Source organism: Rhizobium sp. BK312, assembly GCF_014193605.1.
Lineage (GTDB): Bacteria > Pseudomonadota > Alphaproteobacteria > Rhizobiales > Rhizobiaceae > Rhizobium.
In genome coordinates, this window is sequence record NZ_JACHZP010000008.1 from 123,423 (window position 1) to 145,015 (window position 21,593).

Sequence of the window (21,593 nt, forward strand, 5' to 3'; positions counted from 1 at the left end):
TAATTTGCCAGATTTTCGGTGGTAGGAAATGTCGTCAAGTCATGGAAACAATGTAGCGCGTATCGTGAACGAGCCCGCTGATGCAGCTGCGGAAGCTCGGCAAGCCGGTGCACCTGCGGATGCTCCTCTTGCCGAGACGCGCGGCAATCCTGCTCCCGCCCAGGCTGCGCCTGCCGCTCCGGCCCCTGCGGCCCCACCGCCGCCGGAGAAGAAGCGGCGCAGCCTGGTTTTCCCCATCGTCATCGTCGCGGCACTCGCGGCCGGTGGCTGGTATGGCTATGACTGGTGGACGAACGGCCGCTTCATGGTCTCCACCGACGATGCCTATATTGGCGGCGATATCGCCACGATCTCGCCGAAGGTGACGGGCTATGTCGCCAAGGTAAACGTTGTGGCCAACCAGCAGGTCAAGGCCGGCGACGTGCTCGTAACGCTCGATGACGGCGACTACAAGCTGGCGCTTGGCCAGGCTCAGGCCTCGCTCGATACCGAACAGCTTTCGCTCCATACCATCGATGCACAGATCGCTGCCGGCCAGGCAGCCCTTGCCCAGTCGCAGGCACAGAAGGTTGCCCTGGAAGCCACGGTCCGCGGCGCCCAGATCACCCAGACGCGCGCTGCCGAACTGCAATCGAAGTCGGTCGGCACCACGGCCGCTTTGGACAGCGCCAATATCGCGCTTGATCAGGCCAAGGCCAACCTGGTCGGCGGCGACGCCGCCATCGCATCCGCGCAGGCCAATATCAACCTGCTGCAGGCTCAGCGCCGTCAGGCCGAGAGCACGATCAAGGGCCTGGAAGCCGCTCGTGACAAAGCCGCTCGCGACCTGTCCTTTACCGTACTGAAGGCGCCTTATGACGGTATCGTCGGCAATCGCTCGGTGCAGGAAGGCGATCTCGTCTCTCCCGGCCAGAAGCTGATGGCGATCGTACCGACCAAACAGCTTTATATCGACGCGAATTTCAAGGAAACGCAGATCCAACATCTGGTTCCCGGCTCCAAGGTCGATGTTCACGTCGATGCTTTCAGCGATCATCCGATCGTCGGCACCGTCGAGTCGATCTCGCCGGCTTCCGGCTCGGTCTTCTCGCTGCTGCCGCCGGAAAACGCGACGGGTAACTTCACTAAGATCATCCAGCGCGTGCCTGTCCGCATCGCATTGCCGCAGGATGCGCTCAATACCGGCCGTCTGCGCGCAGGCCTCAGCGTCGTCGTCGACGTCGATACCCGCACGGCGCCGGACAAGTAAACGATCGAGCTCGGGAGAGACGCGCCATGTCGTCCGCCAGCACTACAGCCGGGTCGCCCCCACGCGCGGCCGGCCCCGCCGCGCCCGCGGCTGATCATATCGAGCCGAGAAAGCTCATCGCCTTCCTGGCGATGGTGCTCGGCATGTTTATGTCGATCCTCGACATTCAGATCGTCTCGGCCTCGCTCAGCGAAATCCAAGCCGGCCTCAGCGCCGGCTCGGATGAAATCGGCTGGGTGCAGACCGCCTATCTGATAGCTGAAGTCATCATGATCCCGCTGTCGGGAACGCTGGCGCGCATTATCTCGACGCGCTACCTGTTCGCCATCTCGGCTGCCGGTTTTACAGCCGCGAGCGCGCTTGCCGCGACCGCCACCAACATCGATCAGATGATCATCTACCGCGCCTTGCAGGGCTTCATCGGTGGCGGCATGATCCCCTCGGTCTTTGCGGCGGCATTCACGATCTTCCCGCCGTCCAAGCGCAATGTCGTCTCGCCGATCATCGGCCTGATCGCCACGCTGGCGCCGACCATCGGCCCGACGGTCGGCGGCTATCTGTCCAACGCGTTTTCCTGGCATTGGCTGTTTCTGGTCAACATTCCACCCGGTATCATCGTTGCCATCGTCACCTGGAATTTCATCGATTTCGACAAGCCCGAGCTGTCGCTTTTCAAGAAGTTCGACTGGTGGGGCCTGATTTCGATGGGTGTTTTCCTCGGCGCGCTCGAATATGTGCTTGAGGAAGGCAATACGAACGACTGGTTCAACGACAATTATATCGTTGCGGGCGCCATCGCCTCCGCCATCGGTGCCGTGATCTTCTTCTACCGCGCCTTCACGGTCGATTTCCCCGTCGTCGATCTCAGGGCCTTCACGAACAAGAACTTCTCCTTCGGGTCCGTGTTCTCCTTCGTTATGGGCATCGGCCTCTACGGCCTGACCTATATCTATCCGCTCTATCTCGCGCGGATTCGTGGCTACGATTCGCTGCAGATCGGCGAGACGATGTTCGTCTCCGGCCTCACGATGTTCTTCACCGCGCCGCTGGCCGGCTTCCTGTCGAGCAAGGTCGATCTGCGCATCCTGATGATCATCGGCTTCACCAGCTTCTCGGCCGGCACCTACATCATGATGCACCTGACGGTGGACTGGGATTTCTGGGAGCTGCTCATCCCGCAGATCCTGCGCGGTTTCGGTCTAATGCTGTGCATGGTGCCGATCAACAATATCGCGCTCGGAACCATGCCGCCCGCCCGCATGCGCGGTGCGTCCGGCCTGTTCAATCTGACGCGCAATCTCGGCGGGGCCGTCGGACTCGCGATCATCAATACGCTTTTGACGAACAGGCAGGACCAGCATTATTTCAACCTGCGCGACCATGTTCATTGGGGCAGCCATGCGGCCGTTACCCAATTGAACAACATGGCCGCCAGCTTCAATGCAGCGGGTCTGGACGGCGACCAGGCCGCCCTGAAGCAAATGGTCAACATGGCGACGCGGCAGGCGGTCGTCATGTCCTTCGGGGATATTTTCCTGATGCTGACTGTGCTGTTCCTCGCGATGATCCTCGGCGTTCTGATGATCAGCAAGCCGAATACCGCAGGTGGCGGTGGCGGCGGAGGCCACTGATCCGGCTCTTATAAATGCTCCCAAGGCATGGCCCCTCCTCGCGAGGGGCCTTTTTTGTTTGTGGTATCTATCGGAAAAATTCGTCGGTCCGAAATTTTTGATTTACGTACATCAAAAATCGCAGTAAGGCTTTCTGCAGGAGGACCCATGAGACCGACCGTGCATGACATCGCCGCCGCCGCGGGCGTCAGCCTCGCCACGGTGGACCGCGTTTTGAACCAGCGGCCGGGTGTCCGGCTGGTAACGCGGGAGAAGGTGGAAGCCGCTATCCGGCAAATCGGCTATATCCGCGATGTCGCAGCTGCCAATCTGGCCAAGAGCCGGGTCTATCCTCTCGTTTTCATCGTGCCGACGGGGGATAATTCCTTCATGCACGGGCTGCGATTCGAAGTGCATCAGGCAACCTTGCGGGCCAGCATAGAGCGCACGGACATCCGCATCGTCGAGGTGCCACCATTCGATGTGCCGGCGCTGGTCGCGGCGCTGGACGCCTTGCAGGGGCAGGATATCGCCGGTGTCGCTCTCGTGGCAACCGACGCGCCGGAAGTCAGGGCCGCCGTCGACCGTCTCGTGTCGGAGCGTATTCCCGTCATAACGCTGGTCTCGGATCTCACCGATTCCACCCGCCATCACTATGCCGGTATCGACAATATTGCTGCCGGACGGACTGCCGCGCGGCTGCTCGGGCGCTTCCTTGGCGGTCGTGAAGGTGATCTTACCGTTCTCGCCGGCTCGATGCTGGTGCGCGACCATCGCGAACGCCTGCAGGGCTTTTCCGTCGTGATGGCAGAAGAGTTTCCCAAGCTCCGGCTGCTGCCCGTGCTGGAAGGACGTGACGATCCCGAGCGGGCCAAATCGCTTGTCTCCAAGGCGCTGTCCGAAAACAAGGACATTATCGGCATCTACAGCCTCGGCGCCGGCAACCGCGGTCTGATAGCGGCGCTGAAGGCCGTACGGCCCGAGCGGGAGTTGACCGTGGTCGTGCACGAGCTGACGCGGCATACGCGGGCGGCGCTGTTGGACGGCACGATCGACGCCGTCCTCAATCAGGATGCCGGTCATGAAGTCCGCAGCGCCATCCGCGTCATGAAGGCGACCGCCGACGGCCAAGCCGTCATCGCCGACCAGGAGCGCATACGCCTCGACATTTTCTTGAAGGATAATCTGCCCTGAGCATTCGAACGCGGCAGAGCATAGGGAGTAATATCTGATGTATTTGGGTCTCGATCTCGGAACGTCCGGCGTCAAAGCGATGCTGATCGACGGCAATCAGAAGATCATCGGCTCCGCCAATGGCGGGCTTGATGTCTCGCGCCCGCATCCCGGCTGGTCCGAGCAGGATCCGGCCCACTGGATCCGAGCGACCGAAGAGGCTGTGGCCGGATTGAAGGCTGCGCATCCGAAGGAACTCGCGGCTGTGCGTGGCATCGGCCTTTCCGGCCAGATGCATGGCGCAACGCTGCTCGATGCCGACGACAAGGTGCTACGTCCCTGCATTCTCTGGAACGACACGCGCAGCTATCACGAGGCCGCCGCGCTCGATGCCGATCCGCGCTTCCGGGCATTGACCGGCAACATCGTCTTCCCCGGCTTCACGGCGCCGAAGCTCGCTTGGGTCGCCAAGCATGAGCCGGAGATTTTCGCTAGGGTACGCTGGGTGCTGCTGCCGAAGGACTATCTGCGCCTGTGGCTGACCGGCGAGCACATGTCGGAAATGTCTGACTCGGCCGGCACCTCCTGGCTCGATACCGGCAAACGCAAATGGTCCTCAGAGCTGCTGGCCGCGACCAATCTTGACGAGAAGCAGATGCCGACGCTGGTGGAAGGCACCGAAGTTGCCGGCAAGCTGCGCGGCGAACTGGCCTCGAAATGGGGTATCGGCGGCGATGTCGTCGTTGCCGGCGGGGCAGGGGATAACGCAGCTTCGGCCTGCGGGATGGGCACAGTCAGCCATGGTGCGGCCTTCGTTTCGCTCGGGACGTCTGGCGTGCTCTTCGCGGCCAACGGCTCCTATCTGCCGAAGCCTGAAAGCGCCGTTCACGCCTTCTGCCACGCGCTGCCCAACACCTGGCATCAGATGGGCGTCATTCTCTCGGCAACCGATGCGCTGAACTGGCATTCGCATGTGACAGGCAAGTCCGCTGCCGAACTCACCGCCGAGCTTGGCGAGATGTTGAAGGCGCCGACCAGCGTCACCTTCCTTCCCTATCTCTCGGGCGAGCGCACGCCGCACAACGACGCGACGATCCGCGGCGCCTTCATCGGTCTCGGCCATGAAAGCGGTCGCGCCGTGCTGACGCAGGCCGTGCTCGAAGGCGTGTCCTTCGCCATCCGCGACAATCTGGAAGCGCTGCGCTCCGCCGGCACGGATATTGCGCGCGTAACCGCTATCGGTGGCGGCTCGCGTTCGCGTTACTGGCTGGCCTCGATCGCCACCGCGCTCGGCGTGCCCGTCGACCTGCCGGCGGACGGTGATTTCGGCGCCGCTTTCGGTGCCGCCCGTCTCGGCCTGATTGCCGCGACGGGCGCCGATCCGGTCGCGGTCTGCACCCCGCCGCAGACGGCCGGCACGATCGATCCGGTTGCGTCGCTGACGGATGCCTATGCGGATGCCTACAAGCGCTACCGCGCGGTTTATCCGGCGATCAAGCCGCTGGGCATAGCTTGAGGTGAAACCCCCTCACCCTGCCCTCTCCCCGAGGGGAGAGGGTGAGACCGAGTTTGCGGCAGCCGCCCATACCTTCTCCTCTCGGGGAGAAGGTGGCCCGAAGGGTCGGATGAGGGGGCTTTGCCGACAGGTGAACAACACTACCGAAACACCAAACCCAAGGAGATGAGATATGAGCACCGGATTTTTTGGTGACATCAGCAAGGTAAAATACGAAGGGCCTGACAGCACCAATCCGCTGGCCTTCCGCTATTACAACAAGGACGAAGTCGTTGCCGGCAAGCGCATGGAAGACCATCTGCGCTTTGCCGTCGCCTATTGGCACACCTTCACCTGGCCGGGCGGCGATCCCTTTGGTGGCCAGACCTTCCTTCGCCCCTGGTTCAACGAGACGATGGAAGCCGCCAAGCTGAAGGCCGATGTCGCCTTCGAATTCTTCACCCTGCTCGGCGCTCCCTATTACTGCTTCCACGATGCCGACGTACGGCCGGAAGGCAAGAATTTCGCCGAGAACACCAAGAACCTCAACGAGATCGTCGACTACTTCGCCAAGAAGCAGGCCGATACTGGCGTAAAGCTGCTCTGGGGCACGGCAAACCTCTTCTCCAACCGCCGTTTCATGTCGGGCGCCGCGACCAATCCTGATCCGGATGTCTTCGCCTTCTCGGCTGCGACCGTGAAGACCTGCATGGATGCCACCCATAAACTCGGCGGCGAAAACTACGTTCTCTGGGGCGGCCGCGAAGGCTACGAGACGCTGCTCAACACCGACCTGAAGCGGGAGCTGGATCAGTTGGGCCGCTTCCTCAATCTCGTCGTCGAATACAAGCACAAGATCGGCTTCAAGGGCACGATCCTCATCGAGCCGAAGCCGCAGGAGCCGACCAAGCATCAGTATGACTACGACGTCGCCACGGTTTACGGCTTCCTCAAGAAGTACGGCCTCGAAAACGAAGTGAAGGTCAATATCGAGCAGGGCCATGCGATCCTTGCCGGCCATTCCTTCGAGCACGAACTGGCGCTTGCCAATGCGCTCGGCATTTTCGGCTCGATCGACATGAACCGCAACGACTACCAATCCGGCTGGGATACCGACCAGTTCCCGAACAACGTTCCGGAAATGACGCTGGCCTATTACCAGGTTCTGGCAGGCGGCGGCTTCAAGTCCGGCGGCACGAACTTCGACGCCAAGCTGCGCCGCCAGTCGCTCGACCCGGAAGATCTGCTCATCGGCCATATCGGCGGCATGGATTGCTGCGCCCGCGGCCTGAAGGCTGCTGCCAAGATGATCGAGGACAAGGCGCTCTCCAAGCCGCTCGCCGACCGTTACGCCGGCTGGGATTCGGCCGAAGGCCAGAAGCTGCTGCGCGGTGAATATTCGCTCGATCAGATCGCTCAGTGGGTCGAAACCAAGGACGTCAACCCGCAGCCGAAGTCCGGCAAGCAGGAACTGCTGGAAAACATCGTCAACCGTTACGTTTGATCGACAGCTTCGGGAGGCGGTGGTTCATCGCCTCCCGATTTCAGCCGAAACGCGCGGCTGGAAATGGCTATGGGATTCCCTGAGGGATCCTTCGCATTGGCGAAAACATAGCCGTCGGCCTGGTGCAGGGGGCCGAACTCCAGTCCCTCCTCCGCACACTTAGTGCGGAAAGCTTCGACATTCTCGACGTCGAAGACCAGCTTTACCAGCACCTGGCCCATTTTCTGCGCCTTGCCCGCCGGATGGATCAGCAGATTGGCGCCGCCATCCTGCGCGAGCAGCTCAACAATCCGATCGCCCTCCAGATAGAGCGGCTTGAACCCGAAATGCTTCTCGTAAAAGCTGATCGTCGCTCCGACATCCCGGACATAGAGGGTGATTCTGCCGAGCGGCATCGTTGTGTCCACCTATCGCCGGAGGCGCGGCGGTGGGGAGACCGAATTTCGCACCACGAGATCCGGCCGCAACAGGATCTCCGTCTCGGGCGGCTCGCCATCCGAAAGCAGTTCCAGCAAAAGCGCCATCGCATGCTTGCCGATGGCGGTGCGCGGCTGCCGGATCGTCGTCAGCGACGGCGTCATAAAGACGGCTTGCGGGACGTCATCGAAACCGGTCACCGAAAAATCCTCGGGTATATCATAGCCGCGTGCCTTCAGACCGATCATCACGCCGATCGCGGTCTGATCGTTGACGCACATGAAGGCTGTCGGCAGGGTGTCGCGCATGAAGAGCTGCTCGACGGCGAGCCGACCGCTCTCGATGGTGCCATCGCCTTCCAGCACGATGCGCAGGTCCTGTCCGATGCCGGCCGCATCCAGCCCGGCCTCGTAGCCCATGCGCCGCCTGCTGTAGGCGAGGCGCGTGCGGGAATCGCCGATGAAGGCGATCTTGCGGTGGCCCTCGGCAATCAGTAGGTCGATGGCCTTGCGGGCGCCGGCAATATCGTCGACGCCGACATAGGGAATGCCGCCGTTGAAAACTGGCTCGAAAACGCCGACGCTCGGCGGCAGCCGCGCTGTCATGGTCTGATGACCGAAGGGCAGGATACCGGTGAAGAGGATCAGACCCGCCGCCTGGTTGGAATTGAGGAATTTCAGATATTCCAGGCCACGCTGCGCGTCGTTCTGCGTGTGTCCGATCAGGATGCCGTAACCGTGCGAACGCGCCTCGTTTTCCAGGCCGATCAGGATATTCGAGAAATTGGGATCGCCGATATCGGGCGCCACGACCAGAATCATGTTCGAGCGGCCGAGCCGGAGGCTGCGCGCCATGGCATTGGTGGTATAACCGGTGACGGCGATAGCCTGATTGACTTTCAGCCGCGTCGAATTGGCGACTTTCTCCGGTGTATGGATGGCCCGCGAAACCGTTGCTATCGAAACATTGGCAATTCGGGCGACGTCTTCGATAGTTGCGGGCGTGGAATTCGACACTGCGCTCTGCCTTGGGTCTCGTCTCGGGCTGGAGACTACACAGACTTACGTGGAGGTCAAAGGTAACCGCGAAATTTTGTACGATATCCAACGATGTAAACCTTTACACGACGTATGTAAAGGTTTACATACCGTGGAAGCGGGTGGGACCGCAGGGAGGATGCAATGGGTTCGGAAACCGTCGACGGTGCGGTCGTGCTGTCTGCGAGAGGGATTTCCAAGGCCTTCAGTGGCGTACAAGTGCTGTTCAGCGTCAACTTCGATCTTCGGGCCGGCGAAATCCATGCGCTCATGGGCGAAAACGGCGCCGGAAAGTCGACGCTCGTCAAGGTCCTGTCCGGCTTCGAGCAGCCGACCTCCGGTGAGATTTTGCTCGATGGCAAGCCGGTAAAGCTGCCGCCGAACGGCGCAGCGGAAGCGCTCGGCATCGTCATCATCCATCAGGAATTCAATCTCGCTGAGCATCTGACCGTTACCGAGAGCCTGTTTCTCGGGCGCGAAGTTACACGACTCGGTGTGCTCGATCGCAAGCATATGCGTGCCGAAACGCGGCGCGTGCTCGATCTCCTCGGCTCGCATGTCGACGAGAATGCCGTGATCAGCTCGCTTTCCATTGCCGACAAGCAGATGGTGGAGATCGCCAAGGCGATCAGCCGCGATGCGCGCATCGTCTTCATGGACGAGCCGACCGCCGTTCTCTCCCGCGAGGAGACCAATTTCCTGTTCAAGCAGGTGCGTAAGCTGCGTGATCAGGGAACAAGCTTCGTCTTCGTCTCCCATAAGCTCGACGAGGTCATGGAGCTGACGGACCGGGTCACGGTGCTGCGCGACGGTCAATGGGTGAAGACATCGCCGACCTCGCTGCTCGATGGCGAATCGATCGCCCAGCTGATGGTCGGGCGCGAGCTTTCCAGCCTCTATCCGGCCAAGAACGAGCCTGATGTCGACGAGAAGGTCGTGCTCAAAGTTGCCTCGGTTTCCACCGGCTACGTCCACGATGCGAGCTTTGAGCTGCGCAAGGGCGAGATACTGGGCTTTTCCGGCATGATCGGCTCGGGGCGCACGGAGCTGATGGAAGCGATCGTCGGCCTGCGCGCTCGTGCATCCGGCGAGGTCGTCGCCAACGGCCAGACGGTGCCGCCGCATGACGTGCATGCGACCATCGATGCCGGGCTTGCCTACATGACCAAGGACCGTAAATCGAAGGGCCTGCTTCTGAATTCGGGCATGGTCGTCAATCTGACCCTGCAGTCGCTCGATCGGCATGGCAAGTTCGGCTATCTGAGCGCCTCCAGCGAGGCGGATGCGCTGACGCGGGCGCGCCGCCGTTTTGATATACGTGTGCGTGACGGAAACATCGTTGCCGGCCGCATGTCCGGCGGCAACCAGCAGAAGCTGCTTCTGGCGAAGATCATGGAGACCGAGCCGCAGATCATCATTATCGACGAGCCGACGCGCGGCATCGATGTGGGGACGAAGCAGCAGATCTATCATTTCATTTCCGCGCTGGCGCGCGATGGTCATTCGATCATCGTGATCTCTTCGGAAATGCCCGAGGTCATCGGGCTTTGCACGCGGGTTGCGGTGATGCGAGAGGGTCGGATCGTCGGCGTGCTCGAAGGAGAAGAGATCACCGAGCAGGAAATCATGCGTTATGCGGCGGGCCTGAAGAAAAAGACGGCTGCCTGAGGGGCGGCGGAGTGCAGGGCGAATTCCCAGCAATCATGGGACGGGAGGTTGGTTTTGGTTATGAGCGTGGGTGAAGACAGCAGCGGCAAGACAGGCCGGCGAGGACGTTCCTGGCGGGATGTCGATCTTAGGGCGGTTGCGCCGTTTGCGGCGCTGGTGCTGCTTCTGATCGTGGGCGCACTGGTCAACCCGAACTTCATTGGCATCACCAATCTCACCAATGTTGCGACGAGATGCGCCTTCATAGCCATCATCGCCGTTGGGGCGACCTTCGTCATTTCGGCCGGCGATCTCGATCTGTCCGTCGGCGCGATGGTCGCCTTCGTTGCCAGCCTGATGATCCTTTTCATGAATTCGGGCGTCATTGCCGATCCCTCTACGATGCTGGCGGCGGCGGTGCTGTTTTCGATCGTTGCCGGCCTGCTATGCGGCCTTGCCAACGGGTTGATTACGACCATGGGCAAGATCGAGCCGTTCATCGCGACGCTCGGCACCATGGGCGTCTATCGCGGCCTGACGACCTGGCTGTCGCAGGGCGGTGCCATCACCTTGCGACCGGCGGATATTCAGGCGCTCTACAAGCCTGTCTATTATGGCTCCGTGCTCGGTGTGCCGGTGCCGATCGTGGTCATCCTCGTCGTCACCGGCATTGCGGCTTTCATTCTCTACCGCACCCGTTATGGGCGGCATGTGATTGCGGTTGGCTCCAACCGTGACGTTGCCCGCTATTCCGGTGTGGCGGTCAATCGCGTGCGTACCGTCGCCTTCGTCATCCAGGGATTTTGCGTTGCCATCGCCGTGCTTCTCTATGTGCCGCGGCTCGGTTCGACATCGGCGACGACGGGCAGCCTGTGGGAATTGCAGGCGATCACCGCCGTGGTCGTCGGTGGCACGGCGCTGAAGGGCGGCGCGGGCAGGGTGTGGGGCACGATCTGCGGCGCGTTCATCCTCGAGCTCGTCGGCAATATCATGCTGCTTTCCAATTTCATCAGCGAGTATCTGCTGAGCGCCATCCAGGGTGCGATCATCATCATCGCCATGCTGGTTCAGCGTTCGCTTGCCCGCAAATAGTGAATAACCGGGTCAGGGGGCGCCCGGTCGTCATGCTAAGGCCCTGTCTCTATCTGGGAGGAAGAAACATGCGAAAAAGATTCATAGGCTTGGCTGTCGTGATGGCGGCTCTGGCCGGCACAGTACATGCCGCCGATAAGAAGGTGACGATCGGCGTTTCCATTCCGGCCGCCGACCACGGCTGGACCTCGGGCGTGGTGTTCCATGCCGAGCGCGTCGCCAAGCTCTTGATGGCGGAGCATCCGGGACTGAACGTCATCGTCAAGACCTCGCCGGATGCCGCCAGCCAGGCAAACGCCGTGCAGGATCTTGAAACACAGGGCATCGATGCTCTGGTGATCCTGCCGTCGGATCCGGATCCGCTCGTCAACGCCATCAAGGAAGTCAAGGACAAGGGCAAGTTCGTGGCGCTCGTCGACCGTGCGCCGAGCAACAACGACAATTCCGTCCGTGACCTCTATGTCGCCGGCAACAATCCGGCGCTTGGCCAGGTCGCGGGCGAATACATCAAGAAGAACACGCCGGATGCACAGGTCGTCGTCATCCGTGGTCTGCCGATCCCGATCGATCAGCAGCGCCAGGACGGCTTCGACAAGGGTATCGCCGGCTCGAACGTCAAGGTTCTCGACCGCCAGTACGGCAACTGGAACCGCGACGATGCCTTCAAGGTCATGCAGGACTACCTGACCAAATTCCCGAAGATCGATGTCGTCTGGTGCCAGGATGACGACATGGCCGTTGGCGTTCTGCAGGCGATCGAGCAGGCCAAGCGCACCGATATCAAGTATATCGTCGCCGGCGCCGGTTCGAAGGACATGATCAAGAAGGTGATGGATGGCGATAAGCTGATCCCGGTCGACGTGCTCTATCCGCCAGCAATGGTCGGCACCGCCATGGAGCTGACGGCTGCCAATTTCTATGATCAGGTTCCGATTCGCGGCAACTACATCCTGGATGCGACGCTCGTCACCAAGGACAACGCCAAGGACTTCTACTTCCCCGATTCACCGTTCTGATCGGTTTTTCGGTTGATCTTCCAGGGCGCCCGCCGGTTTCGGCGGGCGTTTTTTAAGTGTTCCATCAGCCCCGTTTTGCGGCGGATGGAAATTTTGCGGCACGTACCTCTTGCCGTCTGGAGCGTGCCGTGATTAGGTCGCAAGGCATTCGACTTTCAGCCCGACGACCCTATAGTTTTTGGAGGCTACGGCATCAAAACCGCCTCGGATATGGGTCCGAAAGGCATCGGAAACGTTTACAGAACGCGATTAGGGAGGAAATACAGATGAAGACGATCAAGGGACCAGGCCTGTTTCTCGGTCAGTTCGCGGGCGATACGGCACCGTTCAACTCGTGGGATTCGATCACGAAATGGGCTGCCGATGCCGGCTATATCGGCGTGCAGGTTCCGACCTGGGCAAGCCAGCTCATCGACCTGAAGAAGGCAGCCTCCTCGAAGGATTATTGCGATGAATTCGCCGGTGTCGCCCGCGCCAACGGCGTCGAAGTCACCGAGCTTTCCACCCATCTTCAGGGCCAGCTCGTCGCCGTGCATCCGGCCTATGACGAAGCCTTCGACGGTTTTGCGGCGCCGGAAGTGCGTGGGAATCCGAAGGCGCGGCAGGAATGGGCCGTCGAGCAGGTGAAGATGGCGCTAACGGCGTCGAAGCATCTCGGCATCAAGGCGCACGCGACTTTCTCAGGCGCGCTCGCCTGGCCCTTCATCTATCCCTGGCCGCAGCGCCCGGCCGGCCTCGTCGAGACCGCTTTCGAAGAACTTGCCCGCCGCTGGACGCCGATCCTCAACCATGCCGACGAAAATGGCGTCGACGTCTGCTACGAGATCCATCCGGGCGAAGACCTGCACGACGGCATCACCTTCGAGATGTTCCTGGAGCGCGTGAAGAACCATCCGCGCGCCAACATGCTCTACGATCCCTCGCACTATGTCCTGCAGTGCCTCGATTATCTCGAGAACATCGATATCTACAAGGACCGCATCAAGATGTTTCACGTCAAGGATGCGGAGTTCAATCCGACCGGCCGCCAGGGCGTCTATGGCGGTTATCAGGGCTGGGTCGAGCGCGCCGGCCGCTTCCGGTCGCTTGGCGACGGCCAGGTCGATTTTGGGGCCGTCTTCTCCAAGATGACTGCGAACAATTTCGACGGCTGGGCCGTGGTCGAATGGGAGTGCGCGTTGAAGCATCCCGAAGACGGCGCTCGCGAAGGCTCCGAATTCGTCAAGGCGCACATCATCCGCGTCACGGAAAAGGCCTTCGACGATTTCGCCGGCAGCGGTACGGACCAGGCGGCAAACCGGCGCATGCTGGGGCTGTAATCCGAATCCTTCGCCCCGCAAGTGCGGGGAAAAGGTGGACTCAAACGATTGAGCGGAGCGAAATCGTTTGAGGACGGATGAGGGGCCTTCTCGCTATTTTCACCAATTCAGAGCTTGCAGAAGGCTCGGCCCCTCACCCTAACCCTCTCCCCGCAGGCGGGGAGAGGGGACGATTGCGGCAGGCAATCGCGTTCAAACAATTCCATTCTCAGGAGGACAAAATGGCAATCGAAGGATCATCGGAACAGACGCGGGAGCCGCGCATCCGGCTTGGCATGGTGGGCGGTGGCGCTGGCGCATTCATCGGCGCGGTACATCGCATCGCGGCACGTATTGACGATCAGTTCGATCTTGTTGCCGGTGCGCTCTCGTCTTCGCCGGAAAAGGCCGTGGCATCCGGCCGCGATCTCGGTCTCGATCCCTCGCGCACCTATTCCAGCTACCGCGACATGGCGATTCGGGAAGCCAAGCTGAAGAACGGCATCGAGGCCGTTTCAATCGTCACGCCGAACCATGTCCACTATGACGCCGCCAAGGAATTCCTGCGGCGCGGCATCCATGTCATCTGCGACAAGCCGCTGACCTCCAATCTTGCCGACGCCAAGAAGCTCAAGAGGGTGGCCGATGAAAGCGGTGCGCTCTTCATCCTCACGCATAATTACACCGGCTATCCGATGATCCGCCAGGCGCGCGAGATGATCGAGAATGGCGAACTCGGCGATATCCGCATCGTGCAGGCAGAATATCCGCAGGATTGGCTGACCGAAAATATCGAGCAGTCAGGCCAGAAGCAGGCGGCTTGGCGTACCGACCCGGCCCAGTCGGGCGTCGGCGGCTCCACCGGCGACATCGGCACGCATGCGTATAATCTTGCTTCCTTCGTGACCGGCCTCGAGCTCGACAGCCTTGCTGCCGATCTCGATAGCTTCGTCGAGGGACGTCGTCTCGACGATAACGGCCATGTGCTGCTGCGCTTCAAGGCGAAGGGCAAGGAAAAGCCGGCGAAGGGCATGCTCTGGTGCAGCCAGGTGGCGCCCGGCCATGAGAACGGCCTCAAGCTCCGCGTCTACGGCACCAAGGGGGGGATCGAGTGGACGCAGGCCGATCCGAACTATCTGTGGTACACGCCGTTCGGCGAGCCGAAGCGGCTGATCACCCGCAACGGTGCCGGCTCCGGTGCCGCAGCGGCGCGCGTCTCGCGCATCCCTTCGGGCCATCCGGAAGGTTATCTGGAAGCTTTCGCGACCATCTATACCGAGGCTGCGCGCGCCATCAATGCCCGCAAGAAGGGCGTGGCGGTCGATCCGGCTGTGATCTATCCGACCGTCGATGACGGCGTGAAAGGTGTGGCTTTCGTCGAGGCTTGTGTCGCCTCGTCCAAGCGCAACGGCGCCTGGGTCAAGCTCTAAGCTTCACGTGAGGTCCGAGGCGGTGAGCCCGCCTCGGACCTGCTGGTTCAGGCCGCAGTTTGCTGCTGGCGCTTCGTCAGTGCATCGACGCTCAGCGGGCCGCCGCCGGCGCTGGCGAGAAACAGGAAGATGAAGCAGAAGAGGATGGCAGCGGTGCCGCCGTTTTGTGCGGGGTAGAAGCTTTGCGGCGCGTGGCGAAGGAAATAGGCGAAGGCCATCAGGCCTGACAGGATGAACGAAGCAATCCGCGTCTTGAAGCCGATCAGGACGAGGAAGCCGAGAGTGAGTTCGAGCAGGCCGGCGACCCACGGCAGCGATCCAACGGCGGGCACATTTTCGGCCGCCGGGAAATGCAGCACTTTTTGCGTTCCGTAGCTGAAGAGCACAAGCGAGGCGACGATGCGCAGGAGGCTCAGCAGATGAGGATGGAGGGCGTGGATCGCAGGGAGCATTTGTGTCCTTTCGTCGTCAAGTTTGGATGCTACCCTCAATTGATCCAAAGTCGAAAGACAAGTCACGACTGTTGACATTGATGTTATCGCACCGCGAGTCTCCCTGCACAGAGCCGTTAGCCGGCTGCGTTTCTCGGCATCTGCAACGTTGCAGTTTCGTCAATTCGACACTGTACTTTGCCAACGCGGTTGGCTAAACCGCAGCCAACGAAGCCAAAATAGACGGGATTTTCATCATGATCGATCCGAAGCTTCTTGCCGATCGCTTCCCCGGCGATTTCACATTCGGTGTTGCCACCGCCGCTTTCCAGATCGAAGGCGCCACCAAGGCCGATGGCCGCAAGCCATCCATATGGGATGCCTTCGCCAACATGCCCGGCCGCGTCTATCAGCGCGATAATGGCGATGTCGCTTGCGATCACTATAACCGCCTGGAGCAGGATCTCGATCTGATCAAGGATATGGGCGTCGAGGCCTATCGCTTCTCGATCGCCTGGCCGCGCATCATTCCCGAAGGCACTGGTCCGGTGAACGAAGCCGGCCTCGATTTCTACGATCGTCTGGTCGATGGCTGCAAGGCGCGGGGGATCAAGACCTTTGCGACGCTCTACCATTGGGATCTGCCGCTGGCGCTCGCCGGCGATGGCGGCTGGACGGCGCGCTCGACGGCGCATGCCTTCCAGCGCTATGCCAAGACCGTCGTGGCCCGCCTTGGCGACCGTCTGGACTCCGTCGCCACCTTCAACGAGCCATGGTGCATCGTCTGGCTGAGCCATCTTTATGGCGTTCATGCGCCGGGCGAACGCAATATGCAGGCTGCCCTTTACGCCATGCACTATATGAACCTTGCGCATGGTCTCGGCGTCGAGGCTATCCGCTCCGTGGCGCCGAAGGTGCCTGTCGGCATCGTGCTCAATGCCGCTTCGATCCTGCCGGGCTCCGATAGTCCGGAAGATCTGGCCGCGGTCGAGCGTGCGCATCAGTTCCACAACGGCGCCTTCTTCGATCCGATCTTCAAGGGCGAGTATCCGAAGGAGTTCGTCGAGGCGCTCGGCGATCGCATGCCTGTCATCGAGGACGGCGATCTCAAGACCATCAACCAGAAGCTCGATTGGTGGGGTTTGAACTATTATATGCCAATGCGCGTCTCCGATGACGCCTCCAAGAGCGGCGATTTCCCCTGGACGAAGGAAGCGCCGCCGGTCAGTGATGTAAGGACGGATATCGGCTGGGAGGTTTATTCGCCCGGCCTGAAGCATGTCGTCGAGGACCTCAACAAGCGCTACGAGCTGCCGGAGTGCTACATCACCGAGAACGGCGCCTGCTACAACATGGGCGTCGTCAACGGCGAGGTCGATGACCAGCCGCGCCTCGATTATTATATGGAGCATCTCGGCGTCGTCGCGGATCTCATCAAGGACGGCTACCCGATGCGCGGCTACTTCGCCTGGAGCCTGATGGACAATTTCGAGTGGGCGGAGGGCTACCGTATGCGTTTCGGCCTCGTCCATGTTGATTACGAGACCCAGGTGCGCACGCTCAAGAAGAGCGGCAAGTGGTACAGTGAGCTTGCCTCGCAGTTTCCGAAGGGCAACCACAAAGCGGTCTGACGCGGTTCGGCCTCGCTCTCAAGGGGAAGGTGTCTGTCGCCCGAATGGGCGAGGCCTGATAGACAGCATGTATGATTCAGCGGCCGATTTTTCTTTATGCGCTTTGCGGCAGCCAGCGGCGGGCCTCAACCAACCGCAGGCTGCTGGAGGCGCTGCAGCTCGGCTGCCCCGAAGGCATCACCATTGCGATTTGCGATCTGATCGGCGACCTGCCGGTCTTCAATCCGGATAATGAGGGTGAGCGAACTCCAGTTATCGTTGAGAGATTTGCGGCCGAGATCCGCAAGGCAGACGGTTTGATCGTCGCTTGTCCGGAATATGCCCATGGCATACCCGGCGGCTTCAAGAATGCGTTGGACTGGCTGGTGTCGCGTGACGAGGTGCCGTTCAAGCCGCTGATGTTCGCGCATGCCTCGCATCGCGGTGATCTCGTATTGGCACAGCTCACCGATGTCTTGCAGACCATGTCGCTGCATATCGTTGAAGACGGCTTCTTGCGTCTGCCGGTTGCTGGCAAGAGCGATGAGATACAGGCCGCAATGCTGCTGCAGGCGCGCGAAAGCGGCCTTTTCTCCGCAAGTCTCAGCCGCTTCGCGCAAGCTATAGCCACCAAGGCATGAATTCTTCCGGTTTCGGCAGATCTACAACTCTTTCCTGTAGGAATCTCCAACTCGCCTTAACCGTTTATTGAAGACCTGACGGCAGACTTCTTCGCCAAGGAGAAAAGGCGTTGGGAGCAGCTTTCAGGTCATTGCGCAAAAATACACAGATCGGTCGTCATTCCATCGTGACGGCCGTTTTGGTTTGCTTTGCATTGATCGTTGCCGTCGTGACCTTGATGGTTCTTACCGCGATCGGCCGCGTCGCCGATTATTCCAACAAGCTGGATGACGAGCGCTCCTGGGAGACGACCGTCGGTGCACTGAAGACTTTTCAGGGACAACTGGAAGCGACGCTGCACGACCATTCCGCCCGCAATGACGCGGTGCGAAGCATTTACGGAACGGACAATCAAGGCTGGATCGCCGGCAATTACGGCGACATTTCCTCCAATGGTGCCCTGTTCGATACTGCCGTTATCGTCGACGACAACAACAAGCCGATCGTTGCTTATCATGACGGTGAACCATTGACTGGCAACATAGAGGAGGTCCTTGGCACCGCGGTCTGGGCGCTCGTCGATCAGGCGCGCGCGACACGTGTGACCGGGGTGCCGGAAGCCTCGAGCTATATCATGACCAGGGATGGTATCGCGGCGGCCGGTGCCGCGACGATCCGCGAAAGATCCGGTCGCATTCCGGTGCCAGAAGGGCATCGGCGCTATCTGATCCTCGTCCGCTACCTCGATGCCGACCGGATCAAGATGCTCTCGAATACCTATGTCATCAGCGGCTTGAGGCTGGTGCCGCCGGAAACCGTGGCCCGCTATGCCGTCTCCATCGTCGATCCGCTCGGCAAGTCGCTGGGGCGGCTGGTGTGGAGTTCGCGCCAGCCGGGGGACATGAGCTATCAGCAGGTCCGCCCGCTGGTTCTCGGAGCGCTCGGTCTGGTGGGTCTGTTCTTCATCGTGCTTTTGATCCTGGGATTGATGGCGGGGCGCCGGCTGCGGGCGGAAGAGGTTCAGGCGCGCCAGGTTTCTCTTCGCGATCGGCTGAGCGGGCTCCTCAACCGCGAGGGATTGCGGCTCGATGTGGATCGCCTGGTCGAGCGGGCGCGCTCCGATGGCACCAATGTCCTGCTTCTCTACCTCGATCTCGATGGTTTCAAGGAAATCAACGACGCCTATGGGCATGGCACCGGCGACCAGCTGATCCGCGCGGTAGCCGCCGGGCTCAAGGTGCTCGTGCCGCCGCAGGCAGCCTTGGCGCGCCTTGGTGGCGATGAGTTCGCCATCGCCTTCCCGACGAAGGAGCTTAATGATGCTCCCGCCTTGCGCCTTGCGGAGCAGATCCTGGATTTCCTTGCCGAACCTCTGGAGATCGGCCGCCGGGTGGTCGTTGTCGGTGCCAGCATCGGCATCGCAAGCTCGCCCGAAGGCCGTATCGACCGTGAGGAACTGGTGCGGCGTGCCGATCTTGCCATGTACAAGGCCAAGGAAGCCGGTCGTGCTCGCATGACCTGCTACGACACCGCCATGGATGCCCATCGCGAGGAACGCAACGCGCTGGAGCTCGATCTGCGTCACGCGATCGAGTTGGAGGAACTGACGCTCGCCTATCAGCCGCTGGTCGATGCATCGAGCTGCGAGATGATCGGCGTCGAGGCGCTGGTGCGGTGGAACCGTCCCGGCCACGGGCCGATTTCGCCAGAGGCCTTCATTCCGATTGCCGAAACCAGCGGCCTGATCGAGGCGTTGGGCCTGCTCGTCCTGCGCAAGGCCTGCGAGGCGGCAAGACACTGGCCGGATCTGCGTGTCGCCGTCAACGTTTCGCCGGGCCAGTTCCGCAATCCCGCCTTTGCCGATTATGTCCGCAGCGTGCTTAACATTACTGAAATCGAAGCCGAGCGTGTGACGCTGGAAATCACCGAAGGCTATATCATTCAAAATCCGGAGCGTACCCGTCAATCGATCGAGCGGTTGAAGAGGCTCGGCGTCAAGGTGGCGCTCGACGACTTCGGATCGGGTTTCTCCTCCATCGGCTATCTGCGTCAGTTCGGGTTCAACCGCATCAAGATCGATCGCTCGCTGACGATGAATGTGCTGGAAGACAACCGCGCCCGCGAGATGGTGAAGGCGACCGTGGCACTGGCCCGATCGCTCGATATTCCCGTCACGGCCGAGGGTATAGAGACCGAGGAACAGGGAACGGCGCTTGCGGGCTTCGGTTGCGACGAGCTGCAGGGCTATTTCTACGGCAAGCCGATGCCGGAAGCCGAGATCAGCAGGCGGCTTGCGGTACAGATGGCAACCGCGCCGGACGAAGAACACGCCGCTGCCTGATACGCGTGGAGCCCTGGCGCATTCCCCAGGGAAGGGAAGGCCGCAGCACAGTTCCTCCGAAAATGCTTTAGCCGATATGCTCGTGGCCGCGCTTGCGAGCGAGCGCGATCTGGCGCTGCCTTTCGCGGTAACGCTCGCGATCCTCTTCGCTGCGCTCATGATAGCAATGGCTGCAGGAGACGCCGGCCTCGTAAAAGGGGGAGGTCACTTCCTCAGCCGTGATGGGATTGCGGCAGGCGTGGCAGAGCTTGTGATTGCCCTCCTTCAGGCCATGTTCGACGGAGACACGCTCGTCGAAGACGAAGCAGGCGCCTTCCCATAGGCTCTCTTCTGCCGGCACTTCCTCGAGATATTTCAGGATGCCGCCCTTGAGGTGATAGACCTCGTCGAAGCCCTGCTGCTTCATGAAGGCGGTTGCCTTCTCGCAGCGGATGCCGCCGGTGCAGTACATGGCGATCTTCGGCTTGTTGTGTAGGCCGGTATTGTCGCGCACCCATTCCGGAAACTCGCGGAAGGTCTTGGTCTTCGGGTCGACCGCGCCCTTGAAGACGCCGATGGCGGTCTCGTAATCGTTGCGCGTATCGATGACAATGGTGTCGGGGTCGGAGATCAGCGCGTTCCAGTCCTTCGGCGCGACATAGGTGCCGACGACCCTGGTGGGGTCGATATCCTCGACGCCCATGGTGACGATCTCTTTCTTCAGCTTCACCTTCATGCGCACGAACGGCATTTTCGACGCTCGGCTTTCCTTGTGTTCAAGGCCGGCAAATTCCGGCTGGGCGCGCAGGAAGGCGAGCACGGCGCCGATGGCGGCATCCGTGCCGGCAATCGTGCCGTTGATTCCTTCATGTGCCAGCAGCAGCGTGCCCTTGACGCCCTTTTCCTCACAGAGCGCAAGCAGCGGCTCGCGCAGGCTTTCGAAGCGCTGAAAGGAAACGAAATGATAAAGCGCGGCAACGAGGAATGCGCCGGTCGCGTCGCGCCGTGGATCTGGAAGCATGTCGGTCATGCCGGTGAAATACAATTTTGTGAGCTTTCAAGCAATCGGGATTCGCGCCGCAGCTCCGCGCCCTCGCCATTCTGCACGATCGGTGTCACATACGACGTCAAAGGAAGGCATTTCAAGATGAGCTTATCGTGCAACTGGCGCATCATCCTTGATGTCGTCTGCAAACCTGCGCATGAGCCGCACAAGGTCCTCGATATCCTGGTCATCCCATTTGGCGAAAATGGACCGGGCGATCCTCTCGCGCGCCTCATCGATGCGATCGGTCATCATCTTTCCCTGTTCGGTGATGACGGCCTCGCGAAGGCGGCGATCGATCGCGTTCTCCCGTCGGCTGATAAGCCCAAGCCCCTCCATCTTCGCAACCTGGCGGCTGACGGTGGTGTAGTCGCGCCCGACGCGATCGGCCAGTTCGACGACGCCGATGGGGCCGAGCCGTTCCACCAAAACCAACAGGGAAAACAGTGCGCGGTCGAGAGAGATGCCCGCCTCCTTGATCATCGCCTCATCGCGCTGTGGCCGGTTCATGACGCCAACGATTTCGACCAGCGCGCTATGGAGTTCGCGTAGCTGACTGCTGATATGTGTATTTTGCAAGCTTTTTGTTGACACCGCA

18 protein-coding genes are annotated in these 21,593 nt (G+C 60.9%); 13 read left to right on the top strand and 5 right to left on the bottom strand.

Annotated features, from left to right (window positions below):
- The first annotated feature begins 28 nt into the window (after positions 1 to 28).
- From FHT85_RS22105 to xylA, 5 genes are all read left to right on the top strand, one after another.
- Positions 29 to 1,249, top strand: a complete 1,221-nt coding sequence (locus FHT85_RS22105; RefSeq protein ID WP_112410052.1) for an HlyD family secretion protein — start codon at positions 29 to 31, stop codon at positions 1,247 to 1,249.
- A 26-nt stretch (positions 1,250 to 1,275) separates the two neighbouring features.
- On the top strand, positions 1,276 to 2,880 hold the full coding sequence (locus tag FHT85_RS22110) for a DHA2 family efflux MFS transporter permease subunit (protein WP_112335199.1): 1,605 nt from the start codon (positions 1,276 to 1,278) through the stop codon (positions 2,878 to 2,880).
- A 147-nt stretch (positions 2,881 to 3,027) separates the two neighbouring features.
- Complete coding sequence (locus tag FHT85_RS22115; protein ID WP_112410051.1) at positions 3,028 to 4,053, top strand: LacI family DNA-binding transcriptional regulator; 1,026 nt, start codon at positions 3,028 to 3,030, stop codon at positions 4,051 to 4,053.
- 37 nt (positions 4,054 to 4,090) lie between these two features.
- Complete coding sequence (gene xylB / locus FHT85_RS22120; RefSeq protein WP_112335197.1) at positions 4,091 to 5,548, top strand: xylulokinase; 1,458 nt, start codon at positions 4,091 to 4,093, stop codon at positions 5,546 to 5,548.
- Between the two features lie 172 nt (positions 5,549 to 5,720).
- On the top strand, positions 5,721 to 7,031 hold the full coding sequence (xylA, locus tag FHT85_RS22125; protein ID WP_112410050.1) for a xylose isomerase: 1,311 nt from the start codon (positions 5,721 to 5,723) through the stop codon (positions 7,029 to 7,031).
- Here xylA and FHT85_RS22130 read toward each other — a convergent pair.
- Both FHT85_RS22130 and FHT85_RS22135 read right to left on the bottom strand, forming a co-directional pair.
- Positions 7,022 to 7,426 (bottom strand): VOC family protein, encoded by a 405-nt coding sequence (locus FHT85_RS22130; protein ID WP_112410130.1) that lies wholly within the window; start codon positions 7,424 to 7,426, stop codon positions 7,022 to 7,024. The two genes, xylA and FHT85_RS22130, sit on opposite strands and share 10 nt — an antisense overlap.
- A gap of 12 nt (positions 7,427 to 7,438) precedes the next feature.
- Positions 7,439 to 8,464, bottom strand: coding sequence for a LacI family DNA-binding transcriptional regulator (locus tag FHT85_RS22135; protein ID WP_112400711.1), 1,026 nt, complete (start codon positions 8,462 to 8,464; stop codon positions 7,439 to 7,441).
- Between the two features lie 165 nt (positions 8,465 to 8,629).
- On the opposite strand from FHT85_RS22135, the gene FHT85_RS22140 reads away from it, so the two are divergent.
- The 5 genes from FHT85_RS22140 (at position 8,630) to FHT85_RS22160 (ending at position 14,968) form a co-directional block, all read left to right on the top strand.
- Positions 8,630 to 10,153 (top strand): sugar ABC transporter ATP-binding protein, encoded by a 1,524-nt coding sequence (locus tag FHT85_RS22140; protein WP_112410049.1) that lies wholly within the window; start codon positions 8,630 to 8,632, stop codon positions 10,151 to 10,153.
- Positions 10,154 to 10,213: 60 nt separating this feature from the next.
- A complete protein-coding gene (locus FHT85_RS22145; protein ID WP_112410048.1) occupies positions 10,214 to 11,224 on the top strand; it encodes an ABC transporter permease in 1,011 nt (336 codons plus the stop codon).
- Between the two features lie 68 nt (positions 11,225 to 11,292).
- Positions 11,293 to 12,240 carry a substrate-binding domain-containing protein gene (locus tag FHT85_RS22150; RefSeq protein ID WP_112335191.1) on the top strand — a complete coding sequence of 316 codons (948 nt, stop codon included), beginning with the start codon at positions 11,293 to 11,295 and terminating at the stop codon, positions 12,238 to 12,240.
- Between the two features lie 266 nt (positions 12,241 to 12,506).
- On the top strand, positions 12,507 to 13,559 hold the full coding sequence (locus FHT85_RS22155; protein WP_112335190.1) for a sugar phosphate isomerase/epimerase family protein: 1,053 nt from the start codon (positions 12,507 to 12,509) through the stop codon (positions 13,557 to 13,559).
- A gap of 221 nt (positions 13,560 to 13,780) precedes the next feature.
- On the top strand, positions 13,781 to 14,968 hold the full coding sequence (locus FHT85_RS22160) for a Gfo/Idh/MocA family protein (RefSeq protein WP_112335189.1): 1,188 nt from the start codon (positions 13,781 to 13,783) through the stop codon (positions 14,966 to 14,968).
- A gap of 47 nt (positions 14,969 to 15,015) precedes the next feature.
- Here the strand turns inward: FHT85_RS22160 and FHT85_RS22165 are convergent, their stop codons facing one another.
- On the bottom strand, positions 15,016 to 15,420 hold the full coding sequence (locus tag FHT85_RS22165; RefSeq protein WP_112410047.1) for a DoxX family protein: 405 nt from the start codon (positions 15,418 to 15,420) through the stop codon (positions 15,016 to 15,018).
- Positions 15,421 to 15,656: 236 nt separating this feature from the next.
- On the opposite strand from FHT85_RS22165, the gene FHT85_RS22170 reads away from it, so the two are divergent.
- From FHT85_RS22170 to FHT85_RS22180, 3 genes are all read left to right on the top strand, one after another.
- A complete protein-coding gene (locus FHT85_RS22170; RefSeq protein ID WP_112410046.1) occupies positions 15,657 to 17,030 on the top strand; it encodes a GH1 family beta-glucosidase in 1,374 nt (457 codons plus the stop codon).
- Between the two features lie 71 nt (positions 17,031 to 17,101).
- Entirely contained in the window at positions 17,102 to 17,650 is a 549-nt protein-coding gene (locus FHT85_RS22175) for an NADPH-dependent FMN reductase (protein ID WP_183774328.1), read from the top strand.
- A gap of 110 nt (positions 17,651 to 17,760) precedes the next feature.
- A complete protein-coding gene (locus FHT85_RS22180; RefSeq protein ID WP_112410045.1) occupies positions 17,761 to 19,971 on the top strand; it encodes a putative bifunctional diguanylate cyclase/phosphodiesterase in 2,211 nt (736 codons plus the stop codon).
- A gap of 67 nt (positions 19,972 to 20,038) precedes the next feature.
- Here FHT85_RS22180 and FHT85_RS22185 read toward each other — a convergent pair whose 3' ends face one another.
- Positions 20,039 to 20,971 (bottom strand): rhodanese-related sulfurtransferase, encoded by a 933-nt coding sequence (locus tag FHT85_RS22185; protein WP_405047989.1) that lies wholly within the window; start codon positions 20,969 to 20,971, stop codon positions 20,039 to 20,041.
- A gap of 132 nt (positions 20,972 to 21,103) precedes the next feature.
- The gene (locus FHT85_RS22190) at positions 21,104 to 21,589 is read right to left on the bottom strand and encodes a MarR family winged helix-turn-helix transcriptional regulator (RefSeq protein WP_112335184.1); all 486 of its coding nucleotides are present in this window, start codon (positions 21,587 to 21,589) and stop codon (positions 21,104 to 21,106) included.
- Positions 21,590 to 21,593: the final 4 nt, after the last annotated feature.